Raw genomic sequence first — 24,050 nt, forward strand, 5'->3', positions numbered from 1 at the left:
CCGACGCTCAGGCCGGATAGACCAGCTTCCGGCCTTCGATCGTCAGCACGCCGGCGGCTTGCAGGGCCTGCAGCATGGTGTCGATCTGCGCTTCGTCGAACGGCGGGTTGAAGCTCGCCAGCGAGGAATGCATTGTCTTCAGCGTGCGCGGCGCGGCGTGCTTCATCTTCTTCAGCCGCTCGACGACTTCCTGGAAACGCGGCGGCTCTGACGGCTTGCGTGCGGCCACTTTCTTCGCGGGCTGCTTCGCGACCTGTTTTGCCGGCTGCTTGGTTGCCTGTTTTGCCGGCGCCTTCGCGACCACCTTCGCCACCTTCGCGACGGGCGCGGGTTTCGCCGTCGGCAACTTCACCGACGCACCCGGGATCGTCGCCACGCGCTTGCACTGGATGCCGAGCTTGTCGAGGTGCTTGATCAAGGGATCGAAGCCCGTGTCCTTCGACACGATCACGAAGTTTGCGCCCGGCTGTTCCGCCGACACCTTGCCGATGTAGAACGCGATGTGGAAATCGAGCGCGTCCTTGCCGTTGCCGACGATCGGGATGTACTGCGCATTGGGCCCGAAGGCTTGCACCGCCTGCACGAGCCCGAGTTCGAGCCGCGTCTGGTGCTGCCCGAGGAACACGAGGATGCGCCACTCGCTCGGCTTCAGGCCGCCGAGGTTGTCGGGCTGCACGTTCTCGAAATCGACGAGGAGATATTGGTTGGCCATGGGGCGAGTCTAGGCGATCGGCCGTGAGGCGCTAACCCTGCAGTAATCCCAGGAGCCGCGCGCGGCTCACGGCCTGCGTGCGCGTGGTCGCCGACAACTTGGCGAACAGGTTTTTCAGGTGCCACTTGACCGTTTCGCCGCTGACATCGAGTGCGTTGCCGATCGCCTTGTTCGACAGGCCCTGGTCGAGCAGGCGCAGGACGTCGCCTTCCTTCGTCGTCAACAACCGGGAAGTCACCGGCGCAACGGGGGGTTCGGCCGCTGCGAGCGCGGCGACGAGGGGTCGGGTTTCCGCAGCGACGCGCGCATCGCCGCTGAGCGAGGCCATGTCGATGGCTTCGCGCATCAACGCGGCGCCGCCCGGCTGGCCCTGCATCGACGTCGCAATCCCCCGCATCGCGCGGACACGTTGCGTATCGCCGCCGCGATTGAGCGTCGTGGCGAGCCGATCGGCGGTCTCGAGCCATTGCATCGCACCGGCCGCATCCTTCTTCAACAGCGCGACGCTGGCTTGCGCGATGGCCATCGTCAGTCGACAGCCTTCGCGCAGCGGCAGGAAATCGGGCGTGTCCAGCGCGACCGCAACGGCTTCCATCTTTCGCAAGGCACGTTCGGCGGATTCGAAGCGGCCTTGCTCTGCATGCGCACGCGCTTGCTCCGCGAGCGCATGGACGCGCATGCGCGGAATGTCGCGCCGCTTGCCGAGCGCGTCGAAGGCTTCGAGCAACAGCAATCCGCGCTGCACATCGCCTTCGGAAAACGCGATGCGCGCCAGCGTGCGGTACGCGCAGATCAAATGGTCGGGGAATCCGCAACGCTCGATCACGTCGAGCCGGTCGGCGAGCATCGCGCGCGCCGCCGCGAGTTCGCCGCATTCGAACAACGCGCACGCCACGAACGATGAGAGCACGCATGCCAATGCGCCGCGTCGTCCTTCCTGCTCGGCGTCGCGCAGCGGTTCGCGAAGCGATTCCTCCGCCAGGCGCGGATGGCCTTCCAACAACAGCGACAAACCGCGGATGGAACGCCCCAGGCCCGCCGCCCAGCGTTGCGTGCCCGTATCGCCGAACACCGCCTGCTGCGACACCAACGCGCGCGCCTGCGCACCTTCGCCCGCATGCAGCGCGAGCACCGCGCGGAAATTGAGGTTCGAGATGCGGAACAGCGGTGGCAGTTGCGCAAGGTCGAGTTGATCCCAACGAGGGACCAGTTGCTCGACCTGGCCCAGGCGATCGGTCTGCGCCAGGCCACCGCCGGCGATGCGCAGCGCGGCGGCCACGGCCTGCTGCGGCGCTTCGGGATCGTCGAGGACTTCCTTCGCGATCGCGATGGCTTCTTCGTTGCGATCGCCGAAGCCGAGGACCGAACCCACGACCAGGCGCAACTCCATGTCGCGTTCCCACATTTCGCGCGGCAGGCGGTCGATCCATTCGCGCGCTTCAGGCAGATGCCCGCCCGTGCTCAGGGCCCAGAGCGAACGCGCCGCCAACTTCAGCGCCATCGCTTCGTCGCCGGAGGCCAAGGCGTGCTTCGCCGCTTCCGGAAAACGTTCGTGGCCCGCGAACCAGCGGGACGCGGTTCCATGCAATTGCATTTGTTCCTCGCGCGGCAGGCGCTCGAAGCGTTCGAGCAGGAAGTCGCGGGCCAGCGGATGCATGCGCATCCACGTGGTGCCCTCGCCCGTCATCAGGATCGGCGTCCTGCGCCCGAGGTCTTCCAGCAACGGGCCCGCGGGCGAAGCGCCCGTGAGCGCTTCGAACAACGCGACGTCGAACCGCGGCAGGATCGAGGCGCGCACGAGCGCGTCGGCGACGTCCGGGCTCAGGCGCGACATCAGCGATTCGACGAAGTAGGTCTGCAGCGTGCCGCTGCGTCCGCTCGGCGACCATGCGGCGTTGCGCGCGCCCGGCTCGCGTTCGATCGCGGCCAGCGCGAGTTGCAACCCGAGCGGCCAGCCTTCGGTCGCATCGTGCAGGCGCGCGCATTCGTCCGGATCGAGGCGTTGCTCGAGGCGGTGCGACATGATGTCCATCGCTTCGTCGAGCGTGAGACGCAGGTCTTTCACGCCGAGCGTGGCGCCGTGCCCCTTCGCGATCATTTCCGAGACCGGCAACGGCAGGCGCACGCGCGAGCCGATTGCGACGCGGAGGTTCGCCGGCGCGTTGTGCAGCAGGTAACGCAGTGCGAGGGCGACGGTCGGTGCGGGGAGATTTTCCGCATCATCGATGATCAGCACCGCGGGCTCGCCGTGTGCGCCGATGGCGGCGAGCAATTCGGTGATGGCTTCGAATTTCGCCGCGCGGCCCGGATTCACCGCGTTGGGTGCGTGATCGAAGGCGTGTTGCAAGGCCATCGCGAAACGTTCGGGCGTGTCGCCTTCATCGGCCGTGAGCCACGCGACGCGCACCCCTTCAGCCTGCCATTGCAGCCGCCATTGCAGGAGCAGCGTGGTCTTGCCGTAACCCGCGGGCGCTTCCACGACCAGCGCCGTGCAGTCGCGATGCGCATCGCGGAACCGCAGTAACGCCGGCCGCATGCGCGCGTCGCGCGGCATGCGGGGCGGCAGGCACTTCAGCAGGATCTCGGACGCGGACATGGCGGTCGGGTCGCGGAACGGAGGCCTCGCCCGATTCTGCGCCGTTCCCGCCACCACTTCCACGAAGCCCCCCGTGCCCTTACCAGCGTCGGCGCAGCACGACCTGCCCGCCGAAAGCACCGTCGCGCGAACCGCCGTCAAGCCAATGCAGCCCACCGGTCACCGACCAGGCGCCGCGCTGGAAGCCCACGCCACCTTCGACCAGCGCGCTCGTGCCGTTGGTGTCGACCACGCCGGCGAACACATCGTTGACCGCGTAGTCGAACTCCGCGCCGGAGACGTGCACCGCATTGAGCGATGCGTACGGCGTCCAGACCGCGCCATTGCGTTCGATGGCGGTGTCGGCGAGCAGACCGGCGCGCCATCGCGAGACATCGCTGCCCTCCGCGGTGAAGGTCGACAGCGCGCCTTCCAACGGCGAGAGATCGGCGATGCGCGTCCACGTGTATTGCAACTGCGGCATCAGGCGCAGGCCGTTGCCCAGCGTCCACGCATAGCCGCCTTCGACATTGAAGGCCTGCGCGCTGGCGCTCGATTCATGCACGCCGCTTGCAGCGCGCAGCTCCGCATCGACGCCGATCCAGCGATACGACGCATCGACGTAGGCGGCGTCGGTCGGCATCCAGGTCGCGAAAAGACCGAACGTGGTCGCATCCAGGCGATCTTCACCGCCCGCATCGAGCCGCTGCGTCGCATCCGACACCGCAACGAGCGCACCGACGGCGACGGTTTCGACCGGGCGCGCTTCGAGCCCCGCTTCCCAGCCCGTCGTGGATTGATCGAACGCGCCGCCCTGCGTGGGCACGAGCCCCGCATGCGTGGCGTCGATATCGCCGCTCTCGGAGAACCAGCGCACGAACGGCGCGAGCACGCCGGGGCCCGGACGCAACACACCCATGCGTTCGCGCCAAGTGCCGACCTGCGCTTCGACGAGCGCTTGCACGCCCGGCGCCAACGCACTGCCGAGCGCGCCCATCGCGTTGAGGCCATCGACGTGCACGCCGAGCGTGATCAGGTCGGGTGTCGCATTCGATGCATCGACGTGCGAACCCAGTTGGAAGCCCATCGACAGGAAGCCATCGGCGGCCTGCGTCACACGACCGAGTGCGAAGGATTGCGCGTCGGCATCGCCGGTGACGGAGACGAGTTGGATTTCAGTGTTGGTCGAAGTGGGCACCGCGATCAGCGCGACATCCACCACTTGTTGCGTGCCGGCCGCGACGTTGCCCTGCACGGTGAGTGCATCGTGCGCGCCGGTGATGCCGTCGACGTCGAAGGCAAGGCGACCATTGCCGGACAGCTCGCCGACGAGCGTCAGCGCATCGTCGGTGTCGCCATCGACGAAGCCGATGGCCCCGTCGTTGCGAAGCGTGTTGGACGCGCCCAGCAGCAACGAGGCTTCGCCTTCCACCTGCATCATGCCGGCGTTGGTGAAGCGGTTCGCGCCCGCGCCGAAGTCGGAGTCTCCGACCAGGCGCCACGCGCCGCCGGCCGCATTGTTGAAGGCATCGTCCAACGCGCCCGTGCGAATCGCACCCACCAGCACGCCGCCGTTGTTGATCGTCGCGCGCGCATCGCCGACCACCGAGATGGCGATCCGCTCGCCATCGCCGAATGCCGCGATGGTGCCGGTGTTGTGCACGATCGCATCGCCCGTCGCGGACAGGAAGGCCGCCGTGGACGACGCCTGCGCGCCGTATGCGGTCGCAACGATGTTGCCGCTGTTGTCGAGCGTCGCCGCGCCGTCGACGGCGCGCGTGAGGCTGCCGACCGCGAGCGCGTCGTCGGCGTCGACCATGGCGGAGATGCGCCCGGTGTTCGACGTCGCCGCCGCCTCCAAACCGATCACGACGGACCCGTAGGCGTAGCCGATCCCGCCGACCGCCGACGCACCGGCGTGGATGTCGCCCGCGTTGTCGATGCGGGCATCGCCGCCCACCGGCGCGTAATGGCATCCGGTCTCGTCGCACCCCTGGTATTCGAAGATCTGCGCATACGTGTACGCGCCGACCGCGAATGCATTGCCGTTGTCCGAACGCGCGAGCGCCGTGATCGCGCCCGCATTCGTCGTCAGGCCCGCATAGCCGCCCTGGACGAACGTGCCGTACGCCGAGGCCATGCCGAAGTCCGCGCGCGCGCTGACCGCGATGTCGCCGTCGTTGACGATGGTCGAAGACATCGTCGCGCTGTTCTTCGCACCAAAGGCCATGGAAATCGCGCTGCCGGCGTTCTCGTTGGCCTCCACGTGGGTGATGGCATACGCGGTGATCGAGCCGGTGTTCTCGGTCAGGCCGATCTCCGAGCCGTAGAGCGTGGTGCCCGTGGCGAACGAACGCCCCGCGGCGTAGTCGCCCGCCAAGGTACCCACGCTGGCATAGGCGACGATGTCGCCGCTGTTCGAGAAGTGGCCGTAATACTTGCCTTCCGTGATCCCGCCGTAGGCGCTGGCGATGCCGATCTCGGAAATGCCGGTCGCGGTGATCGTGCCACTGTTGTCGATGATGGCGTCGTACTTGGCGTACGTATCGATGCCGACGGCGCGCACGCCCTGGGCGAAGAAGGTCACGCCGTCGACCGCCACCGACGTCGCGGTGATGTCGCCGTTGTTGACGATGGAGATATCGCCGTACACGTTGGCGACGGCCTCGATGCCGGTCGCGCGGCTCGCGCCGTAGTACTGGCCGTAGTCGTGCGCCAGGCCGTAAGCGACGATGTCGCCATCGTTGACGATGTCCACCGCGTGCTTGCCGTAGACGCTGATGGCCGTCGCAAACGCGCCGCCGAACAATTCCGTCTCCGCCGTCGCGAGGATGGTGGCGCCCGCCGCGTTGTTCACCACCGACGTGTCGCCCTGCATCTGGATCGCGCGGCCGAACACGATCGCGCCATGCCCGACGGCGTGCGCTTCGATCTGGCCGTGGTTGTCGATGGTGGACGCACCGTAGAAGCCGTTCGCCGGCGCGCTGATCGCGTTGATGCCGGTGACGTACGCATACCCATCGCCGACCCAGCCGGACGCGACGATGTCGCCTTCGTTCACGACATCCGAGTATCCGGCGATCGTTTGCAGGTACGCACCGGTGGCATACACCAGGCCGATGTCTGCATGGCCGTACACGGAGATGTCGCCCGTGTTGTCGATGGACGCGTTGCCGAGCGGGCCGCGCGATTGCGCCACCGCGCCCCAGCCTTGCGCGATGCCGTACTCGACGGAAGCGACCGATGCGATGCTGCCGTCGTTGTCGACGTGCGCGGCGCCGTAGTCGAAGCCGTAGGTTTGCACGGCTTGCGAGCCGATCGCCGCCGCGTATTGCACGGTCGCGCCATCGCCGCCCTCGACGACCGCCGAAGCGACGATGCCGCCGGTGTTCACGATGGTGGCGTCGTAGACCCACGAGAGGTCGTACGCGCCGACGGCCGCGGCGTTCACCGTCGCGTGTGCGTCGACTTGCACGTCGCCGGCATTCGTCACCGACGCGATGCCGATGTAATAGGTCGCGTTGACGAGGCCGGCGGCGATGGCCTCGTCGCCCTGCGCGAGGACCGAGACGTTGCCGTCGTTGGAGATCGTCGCGTCGAAGTAGTAACCGATCGAGCGCACGCCGGTGGCGTTGGCTTCCCCGCCCGCGGCATCGGCCACGACGGTGATGTCGGCGACGTTCACCGCGCTCGCGCCGTAATAGCCGAAGGCGTCCAGCCCGACGGCATTCGCCAGACCCGCTTCGGCCTGCGCAAACGCGGAGAGGGTGCCATTGTTCTCGATCGCGACATACGAGCCGAACACGTGCGCCGCGGTTGCCTCGGCGGTGCCGCCGGACTGCGCGATCGCGCTGGCGGTGGCGCTTGCGTCGTTGAAGATCGACGCGACGTTCGCATTGACGAGCAGGCCCTGCGCAGTCGCGTCGGTGCCGGTCGCCGTGGCGGAAACATCGCCACCGTTGATCATCAGGCCGATGCCCGCGCCGCCGCTGTAAGCCACCGCGCCGTACGCAGCAGCCTCACCGTTCTCGCTCGCTGCGTGCGCGTCGATCGAACCATAGTTCACCAGCGTCGCCACACCGCCCGCCGCTGCGTACGCGCCGACGGCCATCGCGTCGCCGTCCACCGTGTGCGCGTTGGCGACGATCGTGGCGTCGACCACGTTCGCCAGGTACGCCTCGAAGCCGCCGATCGATTCGACGCCGTACGACGTCGCGTCGATGGCGGCGCCGGTCGCATTCGCGGTGATCGACGACAGATTGGAAACCGACGCGGCGTACGCGTTGTATTCGCTCAATCCGACCGCGTCGCCGTAACCGTCGACGACGATGACGTCGCTGTTGTCGGCCATCGCCACGACGCTCGCCGAAAGCGGCACGCGCGTGAGGTCCACGGGCGCCACGGCCGCACCGTTGCCGGCGAGGGAGGCGACGGGCGCGGAGAGGGCCAGCATCGCGATGCCGATGCGGATCGCGCGCGCCACGGGGGCGATCGCGGGGATCGATCGGCCGTGTGCGCCGTGGCGACCATGGATACGTGCAGGTGCGGACATCGCTCCCTCTCTCGGCGGGCTGTCGTGGATGGAAGGAACGTGGGTGTCAGTTGACCGCGACGGCGGACCATGCGGCCGCGACGCGTGCTGCCTCGGGCGAGGTCGTGCCGAACAGATCGCGGGCCGCGGCGATCGTCGCGACGCGCGCGGCGGCGTAATCGGTCGTGGACGTGAAGTACACCGTCAGCGCGCGATACCAGATGCGCTCGGCCTTCGCGCGACCGATGCCGACGATGATCGTGCCGTTGCACGTCGGCGCCGAATGCACCATGCCGCCGAAGGTTTTCGAAGCGCTGCCTTCGGCGAGCAAGTAGTAGAAGCGATTCGCCACGCCCGAGGAGTAATGCACGTCGAGCGTGCCCAACGTTGGCGACCAGCAGTTGGGCGAACGGCCGTCGGCGATCGGGTTGGACATGTTGCGCAGGAAGCGCTGGTTGGCGCTGTTCGGCACGTTGGCGCGGAAGATCTTTTCGCCGATCAGATAGTCCGGCGGGTCGCTCGGGTTGTTGGCGAAGAACTCGACCATCGTGCCGAGGATGTCGGAGTTGGCTTCGTTCAAGCCGCCCGACTCGCCCTCGTACACGAGGTTGGCCGTGTGCGCGTTCACGCCGTGGCTCATCTCGTGGCCTGCGATGTCCAGCGACAGCAGCGCGCCGATGACGGTGCCGTCGCCGTCGCCGTAGGTCATGCAGAAGCACGCGTCGTTCCAGAACGCGTTCTGATAACGGGTGCCGAAGTGCACGCGGTTGTAGGCACCGCGCCCATCGTTGGCGATGCCGTTGCGGGCATGCCGGCTGAGGTAGTAATCCCAGGTCACCGCGGCGCCGTATTGCGCATCGGCGGCGGCACTGGCGACATCGGTCGAGGCGTTGTTGCCCCAGGTGTTGTCGGCGTCTTTGTAGACCTGGCCCGACGTGCGGCTGTTCGAGCCATCGAGCGTGCGCGAGTTGCCGCGCGCGGGATCGCGCAGTTCAAAACCGCTGGCGAGGCTGTTGGTGCCCAGCGGCACTTCGCCGGAATACAGCGTGCGGCCCTTGCCGGTGGCGGCCGCCGTTTCGAGATTGCTCCAGCGGTCCACGACCTTGCCGGTCTTCGCATCCACGAAGTACGTGCGGTCGTCGCGCAGGTTGACCATGTGCACCTGCCACGCCAGACGCGGCGCCGACGTGCGCGCATGCACCACGAGCTTCGCTTCGGGCGCTTGGGTGAAGTTGGATCCGAACTCGGTCCGGGCCGTTGCGATCGCCGTGGTCTGCGCAACGGTCGGTGCGATCGACGGCGACAGCGGCGCCGCTTGCCGGATCGACATCGAACGCAACACGCCACCGCGCGAATGCACGACCAGGTCGCCGCCGATCACAGGCAAGCCTGCGTGCGTGCGGTCGAAGCGCACGTGCTCGGTGCCGTCGGCGTCGACGATCACGTCGCGGGCGACGAAACGATCGAGCGGCGACAGGCGCGCGGCCGCGGCATTGGCCTGGATCAGCGCGAGGGCGCGATCAACGGAAGGCTTCGCGGCGGGGACCGTCGCTCCCGCGACGGCAATGGAGGCGGCGAGCGCCACCCCAAGCAAACCAAACGTCCGATGCATCGAAGGAAAACTCCCCTTGCACTACGTACAACAAATGAAGTGCTGGATTGGAACAAGGTCTACGCGCCGGCACAGCCCCCGGTTCGGGGGGGCTGGCCTGAGGGCTGGCATTCAGAGCTTCAGCGTCCCCGCTTCGATGATGGGCTTGCCGTCGAGCGTCACCGTGCTGCCGGGGAGCGAGACGATCTGTCCATACGGCACGGTGTTGTCGCCGCCGGCCCATGTGTTGACGCCGGTGCCGACGGTGATCGTGCCTGCGGGCACCCAGTTGCCGACGGTCGCGGTCGCGGGGAACTTGATGCTCGGGTTGATGCCGAGGTCGACGAAGCTGAAGTCGTCCTTGCGTGCGTCGTCGACGGCGTCGTACTCGGCCTTCAACGCGGCGTAGCCCGGGCCCGATCCGGTCATCTCGGTCACCTTGCCGTCCTTGAAGGTCAGCGTCAGGTTGTCGACCTGCTGCCCGCGATAGAACGAGCGCGTATTGACGAGCTTGCCGTTGGCGCTGCCAGCGACCGGTGTCGTATAGACCTCGCCGGCGGGCAAGTACACCGCGTTCGCCGCGCCGCCCGCCTGGATGTCTTCGGCGGAGATCACGCCGTCGCTCACGCCGACCGGGCGTCCCTTGATGTTGACGGTCAGGTCGGTGCCGTTGGGATGCGTGATGTGCATTTCGCTGCCGCCGGCGAGTGCGCCCTTCACTTCCGCGCCGCGTTTGACGAGATCGGCGTAGTCCAGGTTCACGCCGCCCCAGAACAGTTTCGACAACTCGTCTTCGCTGATGCCCAGGCGCGATGCGCGCCATGGCGTCGGATACAGGTTGTTGCCGACATCCAGCGTGCGCACGCCCTTGCGCTGATACAGCGCGCCGATGCCTTCGTTCGCCTTGCCGCGCGCGGCCATGCGCTTGGGATCGGCGCCTTCGAACAGGTTTTCGCTGGTGCCGTTGCCAAGCGAAATGATCACGTCGATGACGTCGGCCAGGTCCGTATCCAGTTGGTCGACCTGCGAGTCCCACTTTTCGGGCACGTCGAAGAACATCCGCTTGGCCAGGCGATCGCTGCTGTAGTTGATCCACGGGAACGCGCCGACCTTGCGCGCGGCGACCGCGATGTCTTCCATCAACTCCGCGTCGTGCACGCGGCCGGTGATCATCACAACCTCGCCTTCCTTCACGGCGGCGTTGGCGACCAGGCGGTCGGCGAGCTGGTTGAAGTCGGTCGGCGCGGCTTTCGTCGCGGCCGCGGTGGTCGCGGTCGATGCGGGCGCGGCGGCGGTCGAAGTCGATGGCGTGGCGCTCGTCGGTGCTTCCTGCTTCTGGCAACCGGCGAGCATGGTGGTTGCGAGCGCGGCCGCCAGGGCGGTCGCAGTCAAATGACGTGTCATGGCGGAGCCCCTCTGCGCCCGGGGGTGGGCGTTACGGGCCAACGTGCGCGCCGTGGTGGGTCGGACACCGCCGGTCGTCAGAGTGAACGCGTGCCGACGCGCGGTTGCCTAGACTCCGCGCATGGCTCGACGCAAACGCTTGCCCCGCGCGTTCTATCGCCGCGACACCGTGCACGTGGCGCGCGATCTGCTCAACAAGGTCCTCGCCATGCCCGACGGCCGCGCGGGCCGCATCGTCGAAGTCGAGGCGTACCTGGCGGGCATCGACCCCGCCGCGCACACCTATCGCGGCCGCACGCCGCGCAACGCGACGATGTTCGGTCCGCCCGGCCACATGTATGTCTACTTCACCTACGGCATGCATTGGTGCGCGAACGCGGTGGCTTGGGACAAGACCCCCGGCGCGGGCGTGCTCATCCGTGCGCTCGAACCGATCGCGGGGTTGGATCTCATGCACGAGGCACGCGGTGGCGTCTCCGAGCGCCTGCTATGCAGCGGCCCGGCGCGATTGACGCAGGCACTCGGCATCAACGGCGATCAGAACGGCGCCGACCTTGTGAAGGGCGATGGACCGCGCATCGTCGACGATGGTGTTGCGCCTCCGTTGCATCCGATCGCGACGCCACGCATCGGCATCAGCGCCGGGAAGGAACATCTCTGGCGTTTCGTCGTGCCGAACAACCTGCATGTGAGCCCGGCGCGCGTGAAGCAGGTGCACGCCTGAGCTAGGCTGGGCGCATGCCCGCTCCTCGCCGGATCCTGTTGCCGATGCTCGCGCTCATCGCGCTGGGCATCGCCGTCCATGGTTGGATCCTGACGCAGCGCAAGGACGCCGCCACCGCACGCGCGACAGCAACCGCGCGGAAGGCGTGGCACGAAACACGCACGCCGCATTACGTGGTCGTTTCGAACGCGCCGCAGGACCAGGTCGCGTTGACCGGCGCGGCCGTCGAACAATTGCACGATGCGTGGTCGCAGGTCTTCCCCGACATGCCGCGCACGCATGCACCACTGCGCCTGGTGCTGTATCGCACGCGCGCCGAGTTCAAGGCCAACAACCGCAGCGTGCCGTGGGCCGAGGCGATCTATCGCACGCCCGAGTGCCACGCCTACGTCGCCGATGGACCGAATCGCGTGCACTGGATGGTGCACGAGGCCGCGCACCAACTCTCGCGCGAAGTGATGGGCTTCAAGCGCGAGCGCTGGATCGACGAAGGCCTGGCCGGTTATTTCGGCGCGAGTCGCATCGATGCACAAGGCTTACATCCGGGCACGCTCGATCCGAACACCTATCCACTTTGGTGGCTGCCGCAATTCCATTGGTCGGGCAACCTCGAACAGGATCTGCGCGACGGCCGGCTGATTCCGTTGCGCGCGCTGCTTGATGGCTCCGGCCCGCCGATCGCCGGCTACGTGAATCTGTACTACATCGAATACTGGAGCCTCACGCATTTCTTGTTGCACGGCGAGAAAGGCAAGTACGCGGCCGGCTACAAGCGGCTGCTCGCGAACGGTGCAACCCTGGCCGACTTCGAACGCGAGATCGGCCCCACGTGGCAAATCCAGGTCGCGTGGTATGCGTGGATGCGCGCGCAGCGTGCGCGCTTGTTAGCCGAAGCTGCGGAAGGCCGCGATGGCGCGCTCGATCCCGGCGTCGTCGATGTCCAGGTGCGTGACCATGCGGATGCGCGGTAGATAGCCGATCGACATGCGGATGCCGGCGGCGTCCATGTGCTTGCGGAAAGCGTCGAGTTTGTCCTTCGGCACGTCGATGAACACCATGTTGGTCTGCTGGCCGGCGACGGTGACGTGCTTCAAACCCTGCAAGCCATCGGCGAGCGTCTTCGCGCGGCGATGATCGTCGGCGAGGCGTTCGACGTGGTGATCGAGTGCGTGCAGACCCGCGGCAGCAAGCAAACCCGCCTGACGCCAGCCACCACCGGCGACCTTGCGCCAACGACGCGCGTCATCGATCAACGCCCGCGAACCGACCAGCACCGAACCAACCGGCGCGCCGAGGCCTTTCGACAAACACACCGACACGCTGTCGAAGTGTTTCGCGATCTCGCGCGGGGCCACGCCATCGGCGACTGCTGCGTTGTAGAGACGCGCGCCATCCAGATGCAGCTTCAATCCGCGGCGATCGCACAGTGCGCGCGCTTCGGCGAGATACGTACGCGGCAACACGCGGCCATGCCACGTGTTTTCGAGACAGAGGATCTTCGTGCGCGCGAAATGCGGATCGACCGGCTTGATCGCACTTTCGACGATTGCCAGCGGCAGCGTGCCGTCTTCCGCCTGCACGATCGGCTGCGGCTGGATCGAACCCAACACCGCCGCGCCGCCGCCTTCGAACTTGTAGGTGTGCGCCTCCATGCCGACGATGTATTCATCGCCGCGCTGGCAATGCGCGAGCAACGCCAGCAGGTTGGCTTGCGTTCCGCTCGGCGCGAACAGGCCCGCTTCGAAGCCGAGGTCGCGCGCGAGACGCTCCTGCAACGCGATGACGGTAGGATCTTCGCCGTAAACGTCGTCGCCGACTTCGGCGTCGAGCATCGCCTCGCGCATGGCGCGGGTGGGCTTGGTGACGGTGTCGCTGCGGAGGTCGATGCGGTCCATCGGCGAAGCTTATCTCAAGCCCCGCTTTCATCACGCCGCTTCGTGCACGATCCCCATCAGTCGCTTGTGCACCGGCTTTCCGTGGTCGGTGATGACCATGTAGCCGGTGAAGCGCAGGTCTTCGGCGAGCGCGGCCAGGTGGTTGTCGACTTCCTTGGCGAGCTCGAACACTTCGGCGTCGTCGGAGCGCCGCCCTTGCGTGGTCATTTGCGCCTGCAGGTCGCTGCGGAAATCGACGAAGGCCGCCAGCCTGCGCACGTCGTCGAAGAACTGGCTGAGGATCACGCGCTGGTCGACGTTGCGGCACAGGGACGTGAAGTGCCCGTGGCTCGCGTACCACACCGCCGTTTCCAGATCGGCGTGCAGCAAGCGCGGACAATGCGTGCTGCCGATCAGTCGCAGGATGCGCTTGGCCTCCGCCGTGTTTTTCACGACGGAGCCCAGGATCGAATCGATCACGCGCTCGTACTCGGCCAGCTGCAGCGCGTCGCGCTCCACCGTGTCCTCGGTCTTGCGCCGGCGCTCGACGATGAGCGCCAGCCAGATACCGACGAACACGGCGACCACGCCGCTCAGCGTCTGGGTGATGAACTCGGCGAACATGGGTGGCTCCGCGCGTTACTCCGCCGTGGTCGGATCGATGACCGTCGCGACCTGGGTGACGCGGGTGACCGGGAAACTGCCCAGGCGCCCGTGTTCGCGGATCATTTCCTCGTCCGGCGCGACGTACACGCAATACAGGGCGTCGCCGGTGACATAGCTGTGGACCCACTGGATCTCGGGCCCGAGTTGACGCAGCACGCCGACCGAGCGGCGCGCCAGGCTCTGCAGTTCCTGCCCGGTCATGTTGGACGCACCGGGGACTTCACGTTCGATCACGAACTTCGGCATGTTGGTGTTACCTCCGTGACTCAAAGAACGCGCCGGAGGTATTGGAGAGGCCGTGTTTCGAACACGGCCGTTGCACTGGCGTTTCAACTCCCTCACGAAAACCGTTGAACCGGTCGCTCAGTCGGCTTTGCGCGTGCGGGTGAAGCACTGGCGGCCGGCGCCGTGCTTCCATTCCTGTGCCGGCCAGCCTTCGTTGGGATGGCGCGCGGTATCGGTGGCGAAGTCCGCGCAGACCAGGAAACGGTTGGCGTCGACGCGCACGTATTCGTAAGGCGCACCGGATTCGGGATCCAGGAGAATCCGCGAACCGGGCTGCCCCTGGAGCTGCGCGAGATCCGCCGGCAGCGCGTTGTTCGCCTTCGCGAACGCGCGGGCCGCCTCGTCCAGTTGCTGGAGATCCTCGATACGACGCTGGTCGATGCGCACCTCGCGCTGCGACGACGGCGATCCCATCAACCAGATCCCCGTGCCGATGGCGAAGACCGCGAGCAATGTCCCGCCGACGGCAAGCCACTTGCCCAATCGATCCGCGGCATGGCTGCTCATGTCTTCCCCGCGGCGCAGGTCGAGCAGGTAATAGCTGAAGATCGAACCCGCGACGACCGCGACGATGAGCACCTTCAACAGGAAGCGCATGTTGAGATCGCCCGCGAGCAGGTTGTTCACCAGCGTGATCATGTCGCCGATCAGCGACACCGCCGCGAGGAACAGCGTGAGATACGTCAGCCAGCGCCGCACGGGCGAAAGCCGCGCGAGCGGATCGCGCGACACCGAGCGCGCGACGATCCGCGCCATCCACAGGAAGACCGGCAACGCGATGATGATCGACGCCGTCGACCAGCGCATGCTCGCGTCGGTGAACTCGTAGGTCCGGGTTGCGTCCGCTGCGTCGGGGAAGGTGCGGTTGAGGATCGTGAACAACAGATCGCACACATGCCACGCGGCCATGTACAGCGCGGCGAACATCAACAGATAGAAGAACGCCTCGCGCGCCGACAACGAAGCACGCGGCCGCGGCACCGGCACGGGGAACGGCACGTCCGCCCAGGCATTGAGCGCGCGTTGCACCTGCGCCTGCGACCAGCCCGCGCCGGTGAGGGTGGAGGCGATCGTCTCGCGCGGCGTGCCTTGCGCGAGCGCGTCGCGCACGAATGATTCGAGATCCTGCGTCGCCGAAGCCATGCGTCCCCTCCCCCGGTTGGTGGACGCAATCTAGCAGCTCGCCGCCATTCCGCCACGTGGTGGAACACGGTGGGCGCGGTGATGCAACGCCGCGACAACACTGGGCGCGCGACCATACGCGGCCGCGTCCCCCACGGATGATGAGATGTCCAAGCCCAAGCTGTTCGAACCCCTGCGCGTCGGCAACGTCAAGCTCGACAACCGCATCGTGATCGCCCCGATGTGCCAGTACTCCTGCGACAACGACGGCCGCGCCAACGACTGGCACGCGATCCACCTGGGGCACCTCGCCCTCTCGGGCGCGGGCCTGCTGACGATCGAAGCGACCGCCGTCCTGCCCGAAGGCCGCATCACCTGGGGCGACCTCGGTTTGTGGGACGACGCCACCGAAACCGCACTGCGCGACGTGCTCCAACGCGTGCGCGCCTGGTCGGACATGCCGATCGCGATCCAACTCGCGCACGCCGGACGCAAGGCGAGCTGCGAAACCCCGTGGGCCGGTGGCCATCAACTTGCGCCGGACGACGCACACGGATGGCAAACCGTCTCGGCGAGCGCGCTCCCGCATTACCCGAAAGAGAACGCGCCGACTGCACTCGATGCCGCAGGCATGCAGAAGATCCGCGACGCCTTCGCCGAAGCGGCAAAGCGTTCCGCGCGCCTGGGCATCGACGCCGTGCAGATCCACGCCGCACACGGCTACCTCCTGCATCAATTCCTCTCCCCGCTGAGCAACAAGCGCGACGACGAATACGGCGGCAGCCTCGAAAACCGCATGCGCTTCCCGCTCGAAGTGTTCGACGCCGTGCGCGCCGCATTCCCGAGCGACCGCACCGTGACCGTGCGCGTCTCGGGCACCGACTGGATGGACGGCGGATGGGATGTCGAACAAACCATCGCATTCGCGAAAGCATTGGAAGCGCGCGGCTGCGACGCGATCCACGTGAGCAGCGGCGGCGTGGCGGCGGAACAACGCCTGCACCCCGTGCCCGGTTACCAGGTGCCGCTCGCGCGCGCAGTGAAACAAGCGGTGAGCATGCCCGTCGTCGCCGTCGGCCTGATCACCGAACCCGAACATGCAGAGGCGATCGTCGCGAACGGCGACGCCGACGTCGTCGCGATCGCCCGCGGCATCCTCTACGACCCGCGCTGGCCGTGGCATGCAGCGGCGAAACTCGGCGCCACCGTGCGCCCGCCGAAGCAATACCTGCGCAGCGAACCGAGACAGGACCGCGGCATCTTTCCGCACGGCCCGTTCAACCCGGCCGCGCACTGGCGCAACGACGCGGGATAGCACTTCCGCTCACGGCGAGAGTTCTGTTCACGGGCTGGCCGAGCCGCCGACGTATCGCCGTATTGGGGAATGTCGACGGCACCGGAAACGGCCATGCATGGGCTCGCGAAAGGCACGATCGCAACGCTGCTGGTGGCGCTTGCGTTGGTGGGATGCAAGCAACCCGCGGAGCCCTCGACCGGCGACGCGGTGATGGAAGAACCGACCACGACCGGAGACTCCACCAAGGACCCCGGCTGGATCTATCAGGATCCGAACAAGCGCCACCCCGTCGCCGTCGTGTTCGTGCACGGCTTGTTCGGCGACGTGCGGGAGTCCTGGTCCAACGGCAACAAATCGTTCTTCGATTACCTGCACGAGTCGGGCATCGGCGACAAGGTCGACATCTACGCCTTCGGCTTCACCTCGAGCATGATCGGTCAAGGCTCGTTGAAGGTGGGCCAGGCCGCGATCAAGCTCGATCAGTTCATGAAGATCGACGGCGTGGACAAGTACGACCAGATCGTCTTCGTCGCGCACAGCATGGGCGGACTGATCACGATGCGCGAGTTGATCAGCAACCCGGCATTGCGCGCGAAGGTGCCACTGGTGGTGTTGTATGCGACGCCGCAGGACGGCGCGGAGCTCGCGAAACTCGGCGCGTACGCGGCGGCGAACAACCTCGCCGTCCGCCAGATGAAACCCGCCGACGACAACGACTACCTGGAGCAATTGCAGGAAGATTGGGTGAACGTGCGCAACACGCCGCGGCACCCGGAAGTGATCTGCGCATACGAAACGAAGGACCTCCCGATCCTCGGCAGGGTGGTGCCGAAATCCAGCGGCACCCGCTTCTGCGACCAGAACGCCGCCGCCATCGAGAACAGCGACCATCTCTCGATCGTGAAGCCGGATCGGCCGAAGCATCCCTCCGTCGTTGCACTGCTGACCGCATTGAATGATTTCGCGATGCCGGCGCTGAGCGATGCCTCGTGGGAGACGAAAAAGTTCGACACCGCCACCGACCCGTGGTCTTACGACATCAAGGATGCGGGCGGGCGCAACACCGTCACCTTCGCCAACCACGCGCAGATCCCCATGCAGTACTCGATCCGCTCGCAGGATGCCGGCCTACTGGCCGACCCGAACGTCATGCCGCGCCTCGCACAGCCCGACGGCAACGAAGCGGTCGACCTGATCCTGCTCAACCCGCTCAAGAAGGAATACACGTTGGAAGTGCGCCTGGGCATGGCGCCGCCGCGCACGGTGATCGCACGCATCGCCGACATGGACCAGGCGATCGCGCAACGCAACGCACTGGAAGCGGGCGCCGCGCAACACATGAGCGGATACCTCGCCACCGGCGACAACCAGGCAGCGTTCAAACTGCTCACGCCCGAACAGCAACAGGAGAAATTCCTGACACTGGCAAGCGAGTCGATCGCCGAACGACAACCCGGTTTGCCCGAGAGCGCGCGACTTGTGCTGGCCGCCGACACCCTCGCCACGCTCGGCCTCTCCGACGCCGCGGCCCACACCTTGTCGACGGTGGAAGCCAAGTATCCCGACGTCGCGAAGACCGCCGGCGTCCGCCACCTCGCGGGCGTGGTCTCCGCACGCACCGGCAGGACCGACGTGCTCGAACACGCCGAAGTCCCGGTGGTGCCCGCCGAGGAAGCCCTCAAACCTGCCGACTTCTCGCGCGCGACCGAAGTCCAACGCCGCGACCTGAGCGTGCTCGCCGACCAACTGCGCACCAACCCCGCGACGGAAGCCGAAGGCTTCGTGCTGAAAGGCGACGTCGCCAAAGCCTCGGGCGACCAGGCCGCGGCGATGCGCGCCTACACCGAAGCGCAAACCGTCGACACCACCCCCAAACCCGTGGTGCGCGCACGCATGCGCGCCGCGACAGATGTCGATCACTGAGGTCCCACGCTAGACTCGCGCATCGTGACGGGGGAACACGATGCAATCAGATTCGATGCGCTTCTGGATCTTCGTGGGCGTCTCGTTGGTGGCGTTCATCGCCATCTTGCGATTCGTCACCCGCCACCGCAGCACGCGCCCGCGACACGCCACGGTGCTGGCGGTCGCGGCTGTCGTCGTGATCGGCGGAATGGTGTTCGCGAAGTACGGCCACAACGCCGGGCTGCCGTGGTGGATTTACTACACGATGCCTGCGCTGGCGACGCTGTTGCTGCCGCCGATGGTTTTCAAACTGCGCGGCGGCGAACTAGCGTGGTATTTGGGCCTGGCGTTTCTCTCATCGCCGGCGATCCACGTTGCGTTCTCCTTCCTGCTGGGGTGGAAGGAATACATGCCGTTTATTGCGGTGCCATCGTGGCGGGATCTGGTGGGGGCGTAACGCACCCCCAACCCTCAGTGCACATACCCCGACTCCTGGCACGAGGCGCGCACCTCCGACTCGACCATCTCCCAAGTCGGCGACCCCTCCTCCCGCAACGCATCCCAACTTTTGTGCAGCACCGGCGACAGCTCGTCCCAGGTGCCGTGCGCGCATTCCTCGCGCGCGACCTTGAGGACGGCTTCGAAGAGTTCCGCATCGATGTCCCGGATCATGGGCATCGGTCCTCCTGGGGCTTGTTGCTCAGGGGGACGATGGGGGAGCGGGCGTCAAAGCAGAGGCTGGAAACTGTGCGGAAGGCTGACTGATTCAGCCTTCAGCGCGAGCCCGGGTAGCACAGCTCTTTCGGTGCCCTTTGTCCGGGACGGCCGGTGCGACGCGTATCCTCCACCGACGCGATGGCGCCGGGGGGAAGCCATGGGAACTCAGATGCGCTCGACATGCGCCGCGGCGATTGCAGTGGCTTTGGTTTTGGGCGGAACGACGGCAAGGGATGCGAGCGCACATAGCGGCGGGCTCGACGCCAATGGCTGCCACCACGATCGGAAGCATGGTGGGTATCACTGCCATCGCGGGCCGGCGGCTAATGCCGCACCGAAAGCGAATGTGGCGCCTCGATCGAGTTTGAACTCGGAGAGCGTGTACTTCCGGAATTGCTCGGAGGCACGGGCGGCTGGGGCTGCGCCGGTTAGGCGTGGTGATCCGGGGTATGCGCCGCATTTGGATCGGGATAACGACGGGGTCGGGTGCGAATAGCGCCCGGCGAGCTGTAGGAAGCCCTGCCAAGTTGTCTCGGCAGGGCTGTGCTACTTAAGACTTTTCCTTCGATTTGGCGCCTTCAAGTTGAAAGACCGGAGTACTCACGTCAGCCCAACGCGATAGCGCCCAAATCGCAATCCTCTGGGAGCGGACTTCAAGACTCTCGGGATTCCAGTCCGAAAACTCATCCAAGAGATGCTTTGTAGTTGCAAAGACCGTCTCATTACCTAGTCGATCACGCGTCTCGCGCCAAGACCGATTGCCTTTGCCGGAGTTCGCTTGAGCTGAGAGGGGAACCAGGTTCGCCCATGTGTCGATCCACCTATTAATCTGGGCCTTGGTGAACTTCGACGCCCAGTCAGCGGTTGGAGATTGTGGAAGAACATGGTCCGCGGTCATCTCAGGGAAGGTCTTGAGAACATCCCCTTTGGTAAACGAACGCTCAAGTTCCAGCATCGCAAAGTTTCGAATCTTGCGCGTGTAGAGCGGAGCGCTATCGATTGCGATCTTGAACTCCTCGTCGTTGGGGAACTTCACGGTCTTGTTTTCGAGTTGGGCGCGTAGCTTTCCAATATTTGTGCCCACCTGCGGCCAAAGGCCTTTGAAAACCGCATGGAGGCCAGTGGGCTCGATGCCAGACATCGCACGTCTAAACAAGAAGGTTTCGACTAACAGGAGCGCCTTGGCCGCATCCTGCTCAGATTCCGCCCCAGATCGAACTGCTGAGTGAAGGGAGAAGATGTAAGGGTAAACAACCGATGGGCAGCGCATTCGGTGCAGCGCGTCTAGACGATCGGTGTAAACACTTCTGGGCAAGCTAACGGACTTGCCTTCGCGCAAGTGGTGATAGACGTCGACGTGCTCGCGCAGATCATCCATCACGGCCGAAATCTGCTCGATCGGGGTCGCCGCCGCCCCATAGGTAGCAGCCCATCGCTTGGACAAGGAAATAAAGGTCCTTGACTTAGTAACGCCGCTATCCCGAGTCAACGCGTGTGGAAAGAAATAACCCTCCATAGTTTCTTGAGAATTGAAACTCTCCTCAAAGGGTCGCCACTGTGTGGTGTACACCTCTTCCGCCGAGGATGCGTCGTCCTTGAGCCGCTTTAAGACCTCATTTCGAATGAGATCAACGATGCCGAGTCGGGCGCCTTCCTTATTGAGACGATCAAAGACCTCGTTGGCGTCATGCTTTTGGCCCAATCTGATTTCAACAAATTCTAGCTTTTCGAGCAGCACTTCTCGCAGGCGGCTCACAAGCTCGACTGATACTTTATTTTCAGCATCTAGACACCTACGACGAACCTCTTTTCTGATTAGTTCATACGCATCAATAAGAGTGCCCGTGGAAGCGCCGGACTCCTGCGCCCGAAAGACCTTCGCCTTCTCTCCTAGCGTCGAGAGTACGACCTGATTGAACTGGCGGGTGTCCTGCAGTGTCGGTGAAAGCTTTGGCTGGAGCCGCGAAGTTGTCTTTCGCGACAACAAGTACTCATCGGAAAGTGCATCGGATAGTTCCGAACTACCTGCTTCCTTCGCAACGAGACTCAAAGCACAAAGACTCAAGTACAGCGATGTCAATCGCTGTTGCCCATCGATGATCCAATAAAGTCCTGGCGAACTAGATGTCGAGGCCGACTCATTGTCAAAAACGAGGGCGCCCAAAAATCTCACATCGCATTGGCCTTCGAGAACTGAGTCAATATCGTCCCAAAGCCTTTTGATGTTATCCGGCTTCCACACGTATGGCCGCTGAAATAACGGGCAACGCAGCGAGTTGTCCGCTGAAAAGAGTTGATGAAGAGTTACAGGATCAGCAGCAAGTTGTTCTGTGGTTGCCATAGCGCCCCCGCGCTTGGTTGATTACATATCACCGCAAGAACGCGGAACGAATGCGGCTGTCCCGCGAGAGTCGTTCGGGCCAATTGGTAAAGGCGTGTTTATCGGTGTTGCGAGTACTTGGTCGCTCTAAGGACTACTTCTCTGCTGCCGCTCTTTCGAGATCGGCAATCATCTTTTCTATTTTTTCGCCTACGTTCGCGCCGACATGCTTTGCTGGCTTTAAGCCGTCTATCCACGAACGCCCCATTGAGGACAGAACAAAGGAGATGTTCTGCATGCGAAATTCGAAGGACTTAACACTTCGACCAAACGTGTTGGACAGCTCCTCGTAAACGTGGCGTTTGACGACAGGCCGCCCCTCTCGTGCATCCTTCTGCATGGCCAGGTATGCGCCCACGGCTGCCCGCAATTCTTCGTCCGTCCAGTCTTCTTTCGGCATCTTCATAAGCTCCCTATCTTGGGACTTATCGCGAAATTTCGCAGAACAAGCAAGCGAAGATCGCATGAGGTTGATGACCTTCGCTCCTTTAGCCAAAGCCGACCTGCAATTCGCGTCTTGAGCGTGTTGACTAAAAGCGAGCAATGACCCCAAGCCTCAACATCTCTATGGGCTTGAGTTGCGTTGGCCACTGAGAATTACGCTTCTCTCGCTTAAGCGCTGCAGCAGATATCCACAGCCGCGCTAACGCGCAAATGAAGCTTCCTCACTTGTCTGATGTGACTCATAGTCCGTCGCCATCCACAAACCACGCTGCTCCAATCTCGCGACCACCCACGCGAGATCAACGATGCACGCGACCTCCGACTACCGCCGCCAGTTCGTCCTCTCCCTCAACGCCCACAACCGCTGGCGCTGGTTCCTCTACGACGTGGGCATGAAGCCCATCGCCAGCGGGTTCGGCACCTATCGGACCTACGACGAGTGCGTCGCAAGCACTCGCCAGGCCATCGGCATCGCGCACGACGCAGCGATCTGGGATGCAACACACCAGCGCTGGGAGGAAGGCGTCGGCGTTAGCGCTTGAGGATCGCCCTGCGCAATCGATGGCGAAGTCTTTCCTCTGAGATGCTTCGAAGGGATTCCGAGATGGAGAACTCCTCCTTCGAGATCCGCTTGGAGCATCTCAGCTTGGAAATTTCCGCCTCCGAGATACGTTCGAGCGATCTCAATTGGGAAATTTCCGGCTCCGAGATACGTTCGACGTATCTCAGCTTGCAAACTTCCCATGTGAGAGCACGTTCGAAGTGCTCCAGTTGGGAATATTCTGCCAATGGAGCACGTTTGAAGTCCTCTGCTGGGGAAAATTCCGCCTTCGAAGCACGTTTGAAGACCTCCAACGCGGAAAATCCCTCCTCCGTTGCACGATTGGAAGGCTTCAATGGACAAAGTTTGTCCATTGAAGCCCGATCGAAGGGCAAAGGAAGGGAAAATTCCGGCATCGGAGCACGTTTGAAGTTCTCGCGAGAAGCCACTTCCTTCTCGCGACACCGATTGAGGTTCTCCCGAGACGAAGATTCGTACTCGTGAGACCGATTGATGGTCACGGGAGAAGACAACTCCTTCTCACGACACCGATCGAAGGTCTTGGGAGAGGAAGATTCGTTGTCGCGAGACCGATTGGAGGTCTCCGATCAGCTCGCGACCTTCTCCGATGAAGAAAAAGCACTCATCCATGAAGTCCGGAGCGCCAACCGGGCGCCGTCCGCGTCGGTGACCCGCTCTCCACCCCACCCCTCCGCCCCCAGGCGTACCCTTCCCCCATGCCCCCCGACTTCGACAACTTCGACCCCGACGACAACTTCGGCGCGTCCTTCTCCGCCTCGACCGATCTCGACGAGGACGCCGCGCTCGAGGCCGTCGTCTGGCAGCTGCTGCTCCTGATCAATCCGGGGGACGAGGATTCGGCGACGCTGCAGTTCGCCGAGATCCGCGAGGCGCTCACCGGCGGGGCGGAGCCCATCGATGCCATCCGCGATGCGATCGACTGGAAGGCGGGGTTCTTCCTCGCCGAGGACGATGCGGGCGGGGTGGTCGAGGCGGTCGATGAGCTCGCGGCGCGGGTCGGGGTGCGGGTGGATTGGGACCTCGACGACGAGGCCGACGACGCGCTCGCCGATGCCGATGCCGGGTCGCTGCTTTCGCGGGCGGCGGTGCAGTTGCGGGAGCGGGGGTATTCGCTCTGGTTGTGGGAGAGCGGGAGCGAGCATGTCGCCGGGTGGATCGCGGCGCGCTCGGACGACGAGGCGTTACCGATGGTCGCCGGGGCGATCGGGTTTCATGTGCGGGCCGCGATCTGACTAACTGC

Annotated in this window: 21 protein-coding genes; 8 read left to right on the forward strand and 13 right to left on the reverse strand. The window is 65.0% G+C overall.

All coding sequences use genetic code 11. The features are described 5' to 3' along the window. Positions 1-7: 7 nt before the first annotated feature. The 5 genes from GN331_RS16870 to GN331_RS01750 form a co-directional block, all read right to left on the reverse strand. Entirely contained in the window at positions 8-712 is a 705-nt protein-coding gene (locus tag GN331_RS16870) for a PIN domain-containing protein (RefSeq protein WP_156639767.1), read from the reverse strand. 31 nt (positions 713-743) lie between these two features. Next, positions 744-3,308, reverse strand: coding sequence for a winged helix-turn-helix domain-containing protein (locus tag GN331_RS01735; protein ID WP_156639769.1), 2,565 nt, complete (start codon positions 3,306-3,308; stop codon positions 744-746). Positions 3,309-3,387: 79 nt separating this feature from the next. Beyond that, positions 3,388-7,839 carry a beta strand repeat-containing protein gene (locus tag GN331_RS01740; protein ID WP_156639771.1) on the reverse strand — a complete coding sequence of 1,484 codons (4,452 nt, stop codon included), beginning with the start codon at positions 7,837-7,839 and terminating at the stop codon, positions 3,388-3,390. 46 nt (positions 7,840-7,885) lie between these two features. Continuing rightward, entirely contained in the window at positions 7,886-9,430 is a 1,545-nt protein-coding gene (locus GN331_RS01745; RefSeq protein WP_156639773.1) for a M4 family metallopeptidase, read from the reverse strand. 111 nt (positions 9,431-9,541) lie between these two features. Further along, positions 9,542-10,813, reverse strand: a complete 1,272-nt coding sequence (locus GN331_RS01750; RefSeq protein WP_156639775.1) for an aminopeptidase — start codon at positions 10,811-10,813, stop codon at positions 9,542-9,544. A 121-nt stretch (positions 10,814-10,934) separates the two neighbouring features. On the opposite strand from GN331_RS01750, the gene GN331_RS01755 reads away from it, so the two are divergent. Further along, positions 10,935-11,537, forward strand: a complete 603-nt coding sequence (locus GN331_RS01755; RefSeq protein WP_156639777.1) for a DNA-3-methyladenine glycosylase — start codon at positions 10,935-10,937, stop codon at positions 11,535-11,537. A 14-nt stretch (positions 11,538-11,551) separates the two neighbouring features. Beyond that, positions 11,552-12,508, forward strand: a complete 957-nt coding sequence (locus GN331_RS01760) for a hypothetical protein (protein WP_156639779.1) — start codon at positions 11,552-11,554, stop codon at positions 12,506-12,508. On the opposite strand, the gene ltaE is transcribed toward GN331_RS01760, so the two are convergent. The 4 genes from ltaE to GN331_RS01780 form a co-directional block, all read right to left on the reverse strand. Continuing rightward, the gene (ltaE, locus tag GN331_RS01765) at positions 12,422-13,432 is read right to left on the reverse strand and encodes a low-specificity L-threonine aldolase (RefSeq protein WP_156639781.1); all 1,011 of its coding nucleotides are present in this window, start codon (positions 13,430-13,432) and stop codon (positions 12,422-12,424) included. The two genes, GN331_RS01760 and ltaE, sit on opposite strands and share 87 nt — an antisense overlap. 30 nt (positions 13,433-13,462) lie before the next feature. Next, positions 13,463-14,035 (reverse strand): hypothetical protein, encoded by a 573-nt coding sequence (locus GN331_RS01770; RefSeq protein WP_156639783.1) that lies wholly within the window; start codon positions 14,033-14,035, stop codon positions 13,463-13,465. Positions 14,036-14,050: 15 nt separating this feature from the next. Next, positions 14,051-14,323 (reverse strand): DUF4242 domain-containing protein, encoded by a 273-nt coding sequence (locus tag GN331_RS01775; protein WP_156639785.1) that lies wholly within the window; start codon positions 14,321-14,323, stop codon positions 14,051-14,053. A gap of 117 nt (positions 14,324-14,440) precedes the next feature. Next, the gene (locus GN331_RS01780) at positions 14,441-15,505 is read right to left on the reverse strand and encodes a DUF5671 domain-containing protein (protein ID WP_156639787.1); all 1,065 of its coding nucleotides are present in this window, start codon (positions 15,503-15,505) and stop codon (positions 14,441-14,443) included. Positions 15,506-15,650: 145 nt separating this feature from the next. Here GN331_RS01780 and GN331_RS01785 point away from each other — a divergent pair, with 145 nt between their 5' ends. From GN331_RS01785 to GN331_RS01795, 3 genes are all read left to right on the forward strand, one after another. Beyond that, positions 15,651-16,799, forward strand: a complete 1,149-nt coding sequence (locus tag GN331_RS01785) for an NADH:flavin oxidoreductase/NADH oxidase (protein ID WP_156639789.1) — start codon at positions 15,651-15,653, stop codon at positions 16,797-16,799. A 93-nt stretch (positions 16,800-16,892) separates the two neighbouring features. Then, positions 16,893-18,704, forward strand: coding sequence for an esterase/lipase family protein (locus tag GN331_RS01790; RefSeq protein WP_156639791.1), 1,812 nt, complete (start codon positions 16,893-16,895; stop codon positions 18,702-18,704). 55 nt (positions 18,705-18,759) lie between these two features. Next, positions 18,760-19,143 (forward strand): hypothetical protein, encoded by a 384-nt coding sequence (locus tag GN331_RS01795; RefSeq protein ID WP_156639793.1) that lies wholly within the window; start codon positions 18,760-18,762, stop codon positions 19,141-19,143. Between the two features lie 14 nt (positions 19,144-19,157). Here GN331_RS01795 and GN331_RS01800 read toward each other — a convergent pair whose 3' ends face one another. Continuing rightward, entirely contained in the window at positions 19,158-19,364 is a 207-nt protein-coding gene (locus tag GN331_RS01800; RefSeq protein ID WP_156639795.1) for a hypothetical protein, read from the reverse strand. 208 nt (positions 19,365-19,572) lie between these two features. Here GN331_RS01800 and GN331_RS16940 point away from each other — a divergent pair, with 208 nt between their 5' ends. Then, entirely contained in the window at positions 19,573-19,899 is a 327-nt protein-coding gene (locus GN331_RS16940; RefSeq protein ID WP_331713394.1) for an excalibur calcium-binding domain-containing protein, read from the forward strand. Between the two features lie 54 nt (positions 19,900-19,953). Here GN331_RS16940 and GN331_RS01810 read toward each other — a convergent pair whose 3' ends face one another. Both GN331_RS01810 and GN331_RS01815 read right to left on the reverse strand, forming a co-directional pair. Continuing rightward, positions 19,954-21,744 carry a DUF262 domain-containing protein gene (locus GN331_RS01810; RefSeq protein ID WP_156639799.1) on the reverse strand — a complete coding sequence of 597 codons (1,791 nt, stop codon included), beginning with the start codon at positions 21,742-21,744 and terminating at the stop codon, positions 19,954-19,956. A gap of 133 nt (positions 21,745-21,877) precedes the next feature. Beyond that, the gene (locus tag GN331_RS01815; protein WP_197426966.1) at positions 21,878-22,183 is read right to left on the reverse strand and encodes a hypothetical protein; all 306 of its coding nucleotides are present in this window, start codon (positions 22,181-22,183) and stop codon (positions 21,878-21,880) included. A gap of 349 nt (positions 22,184-22,532) precedes the next feature. Here GN331_RS01815 and GN331_RS01820 point away from each other — a divergent pair, with 349 nt between their 5' ends. After that, entirely contained in the window at positions 22,533-22,769 is a 237-nt protein-coding gene (locus GN331_RS01820; RefSeq protein WP_156639803.1) for a hypothetical protein, read from the forward strand. On the opposite strand, the gene GN331_RS01825 is transcribed toward GN331_RS01820, so the two are convergent. Continuing rightward, the gene (locus GN331_RS01825) at positions 22,759-23,289 is read right to left on the reverse strand and encodes a hypothetical protein (RefSeq protein ID WP_156639805.1); all 531 of its coding nucleotides are present in this window, start codon (positions 23,287-23,289) and stop codon (positions 22,759-22,761) included. The two genes, GN331_RS01820 and GN331_RS01825, sit on opposite strands and share 11 nt — an antisense overlap. 216 nt (positions 23,290-23,505) lie before the next feature. Between GN331_RS01825 and GN331_RS01830 the strand changes: the two genes are divergently transcribed. Beyond that, complete coding sequence (locus GN331_RS01830; RefSeq protein WP_197426967.1) at positions 23,506-24,042, forward strand: DUF6630 family protein; 537 nt, start codon at positions 23,506-23,508, stop codon at positions 24,040-24,042. The last annotated feature ends 8 nt before the right edge of the window (positions 24,043-24,050 follow it).

It is taken from the genome of Noviluteimonas gilva, assembly GCF_009740395.1.
GTDB classification, from domain to species: domain Bacteria; phylum Pseudomonadota; class Gammaproteobacteria; order Xanthomonadales; family Xanthomonadaceae; genus Noviluteimonas; species Noviluteimonas gilva.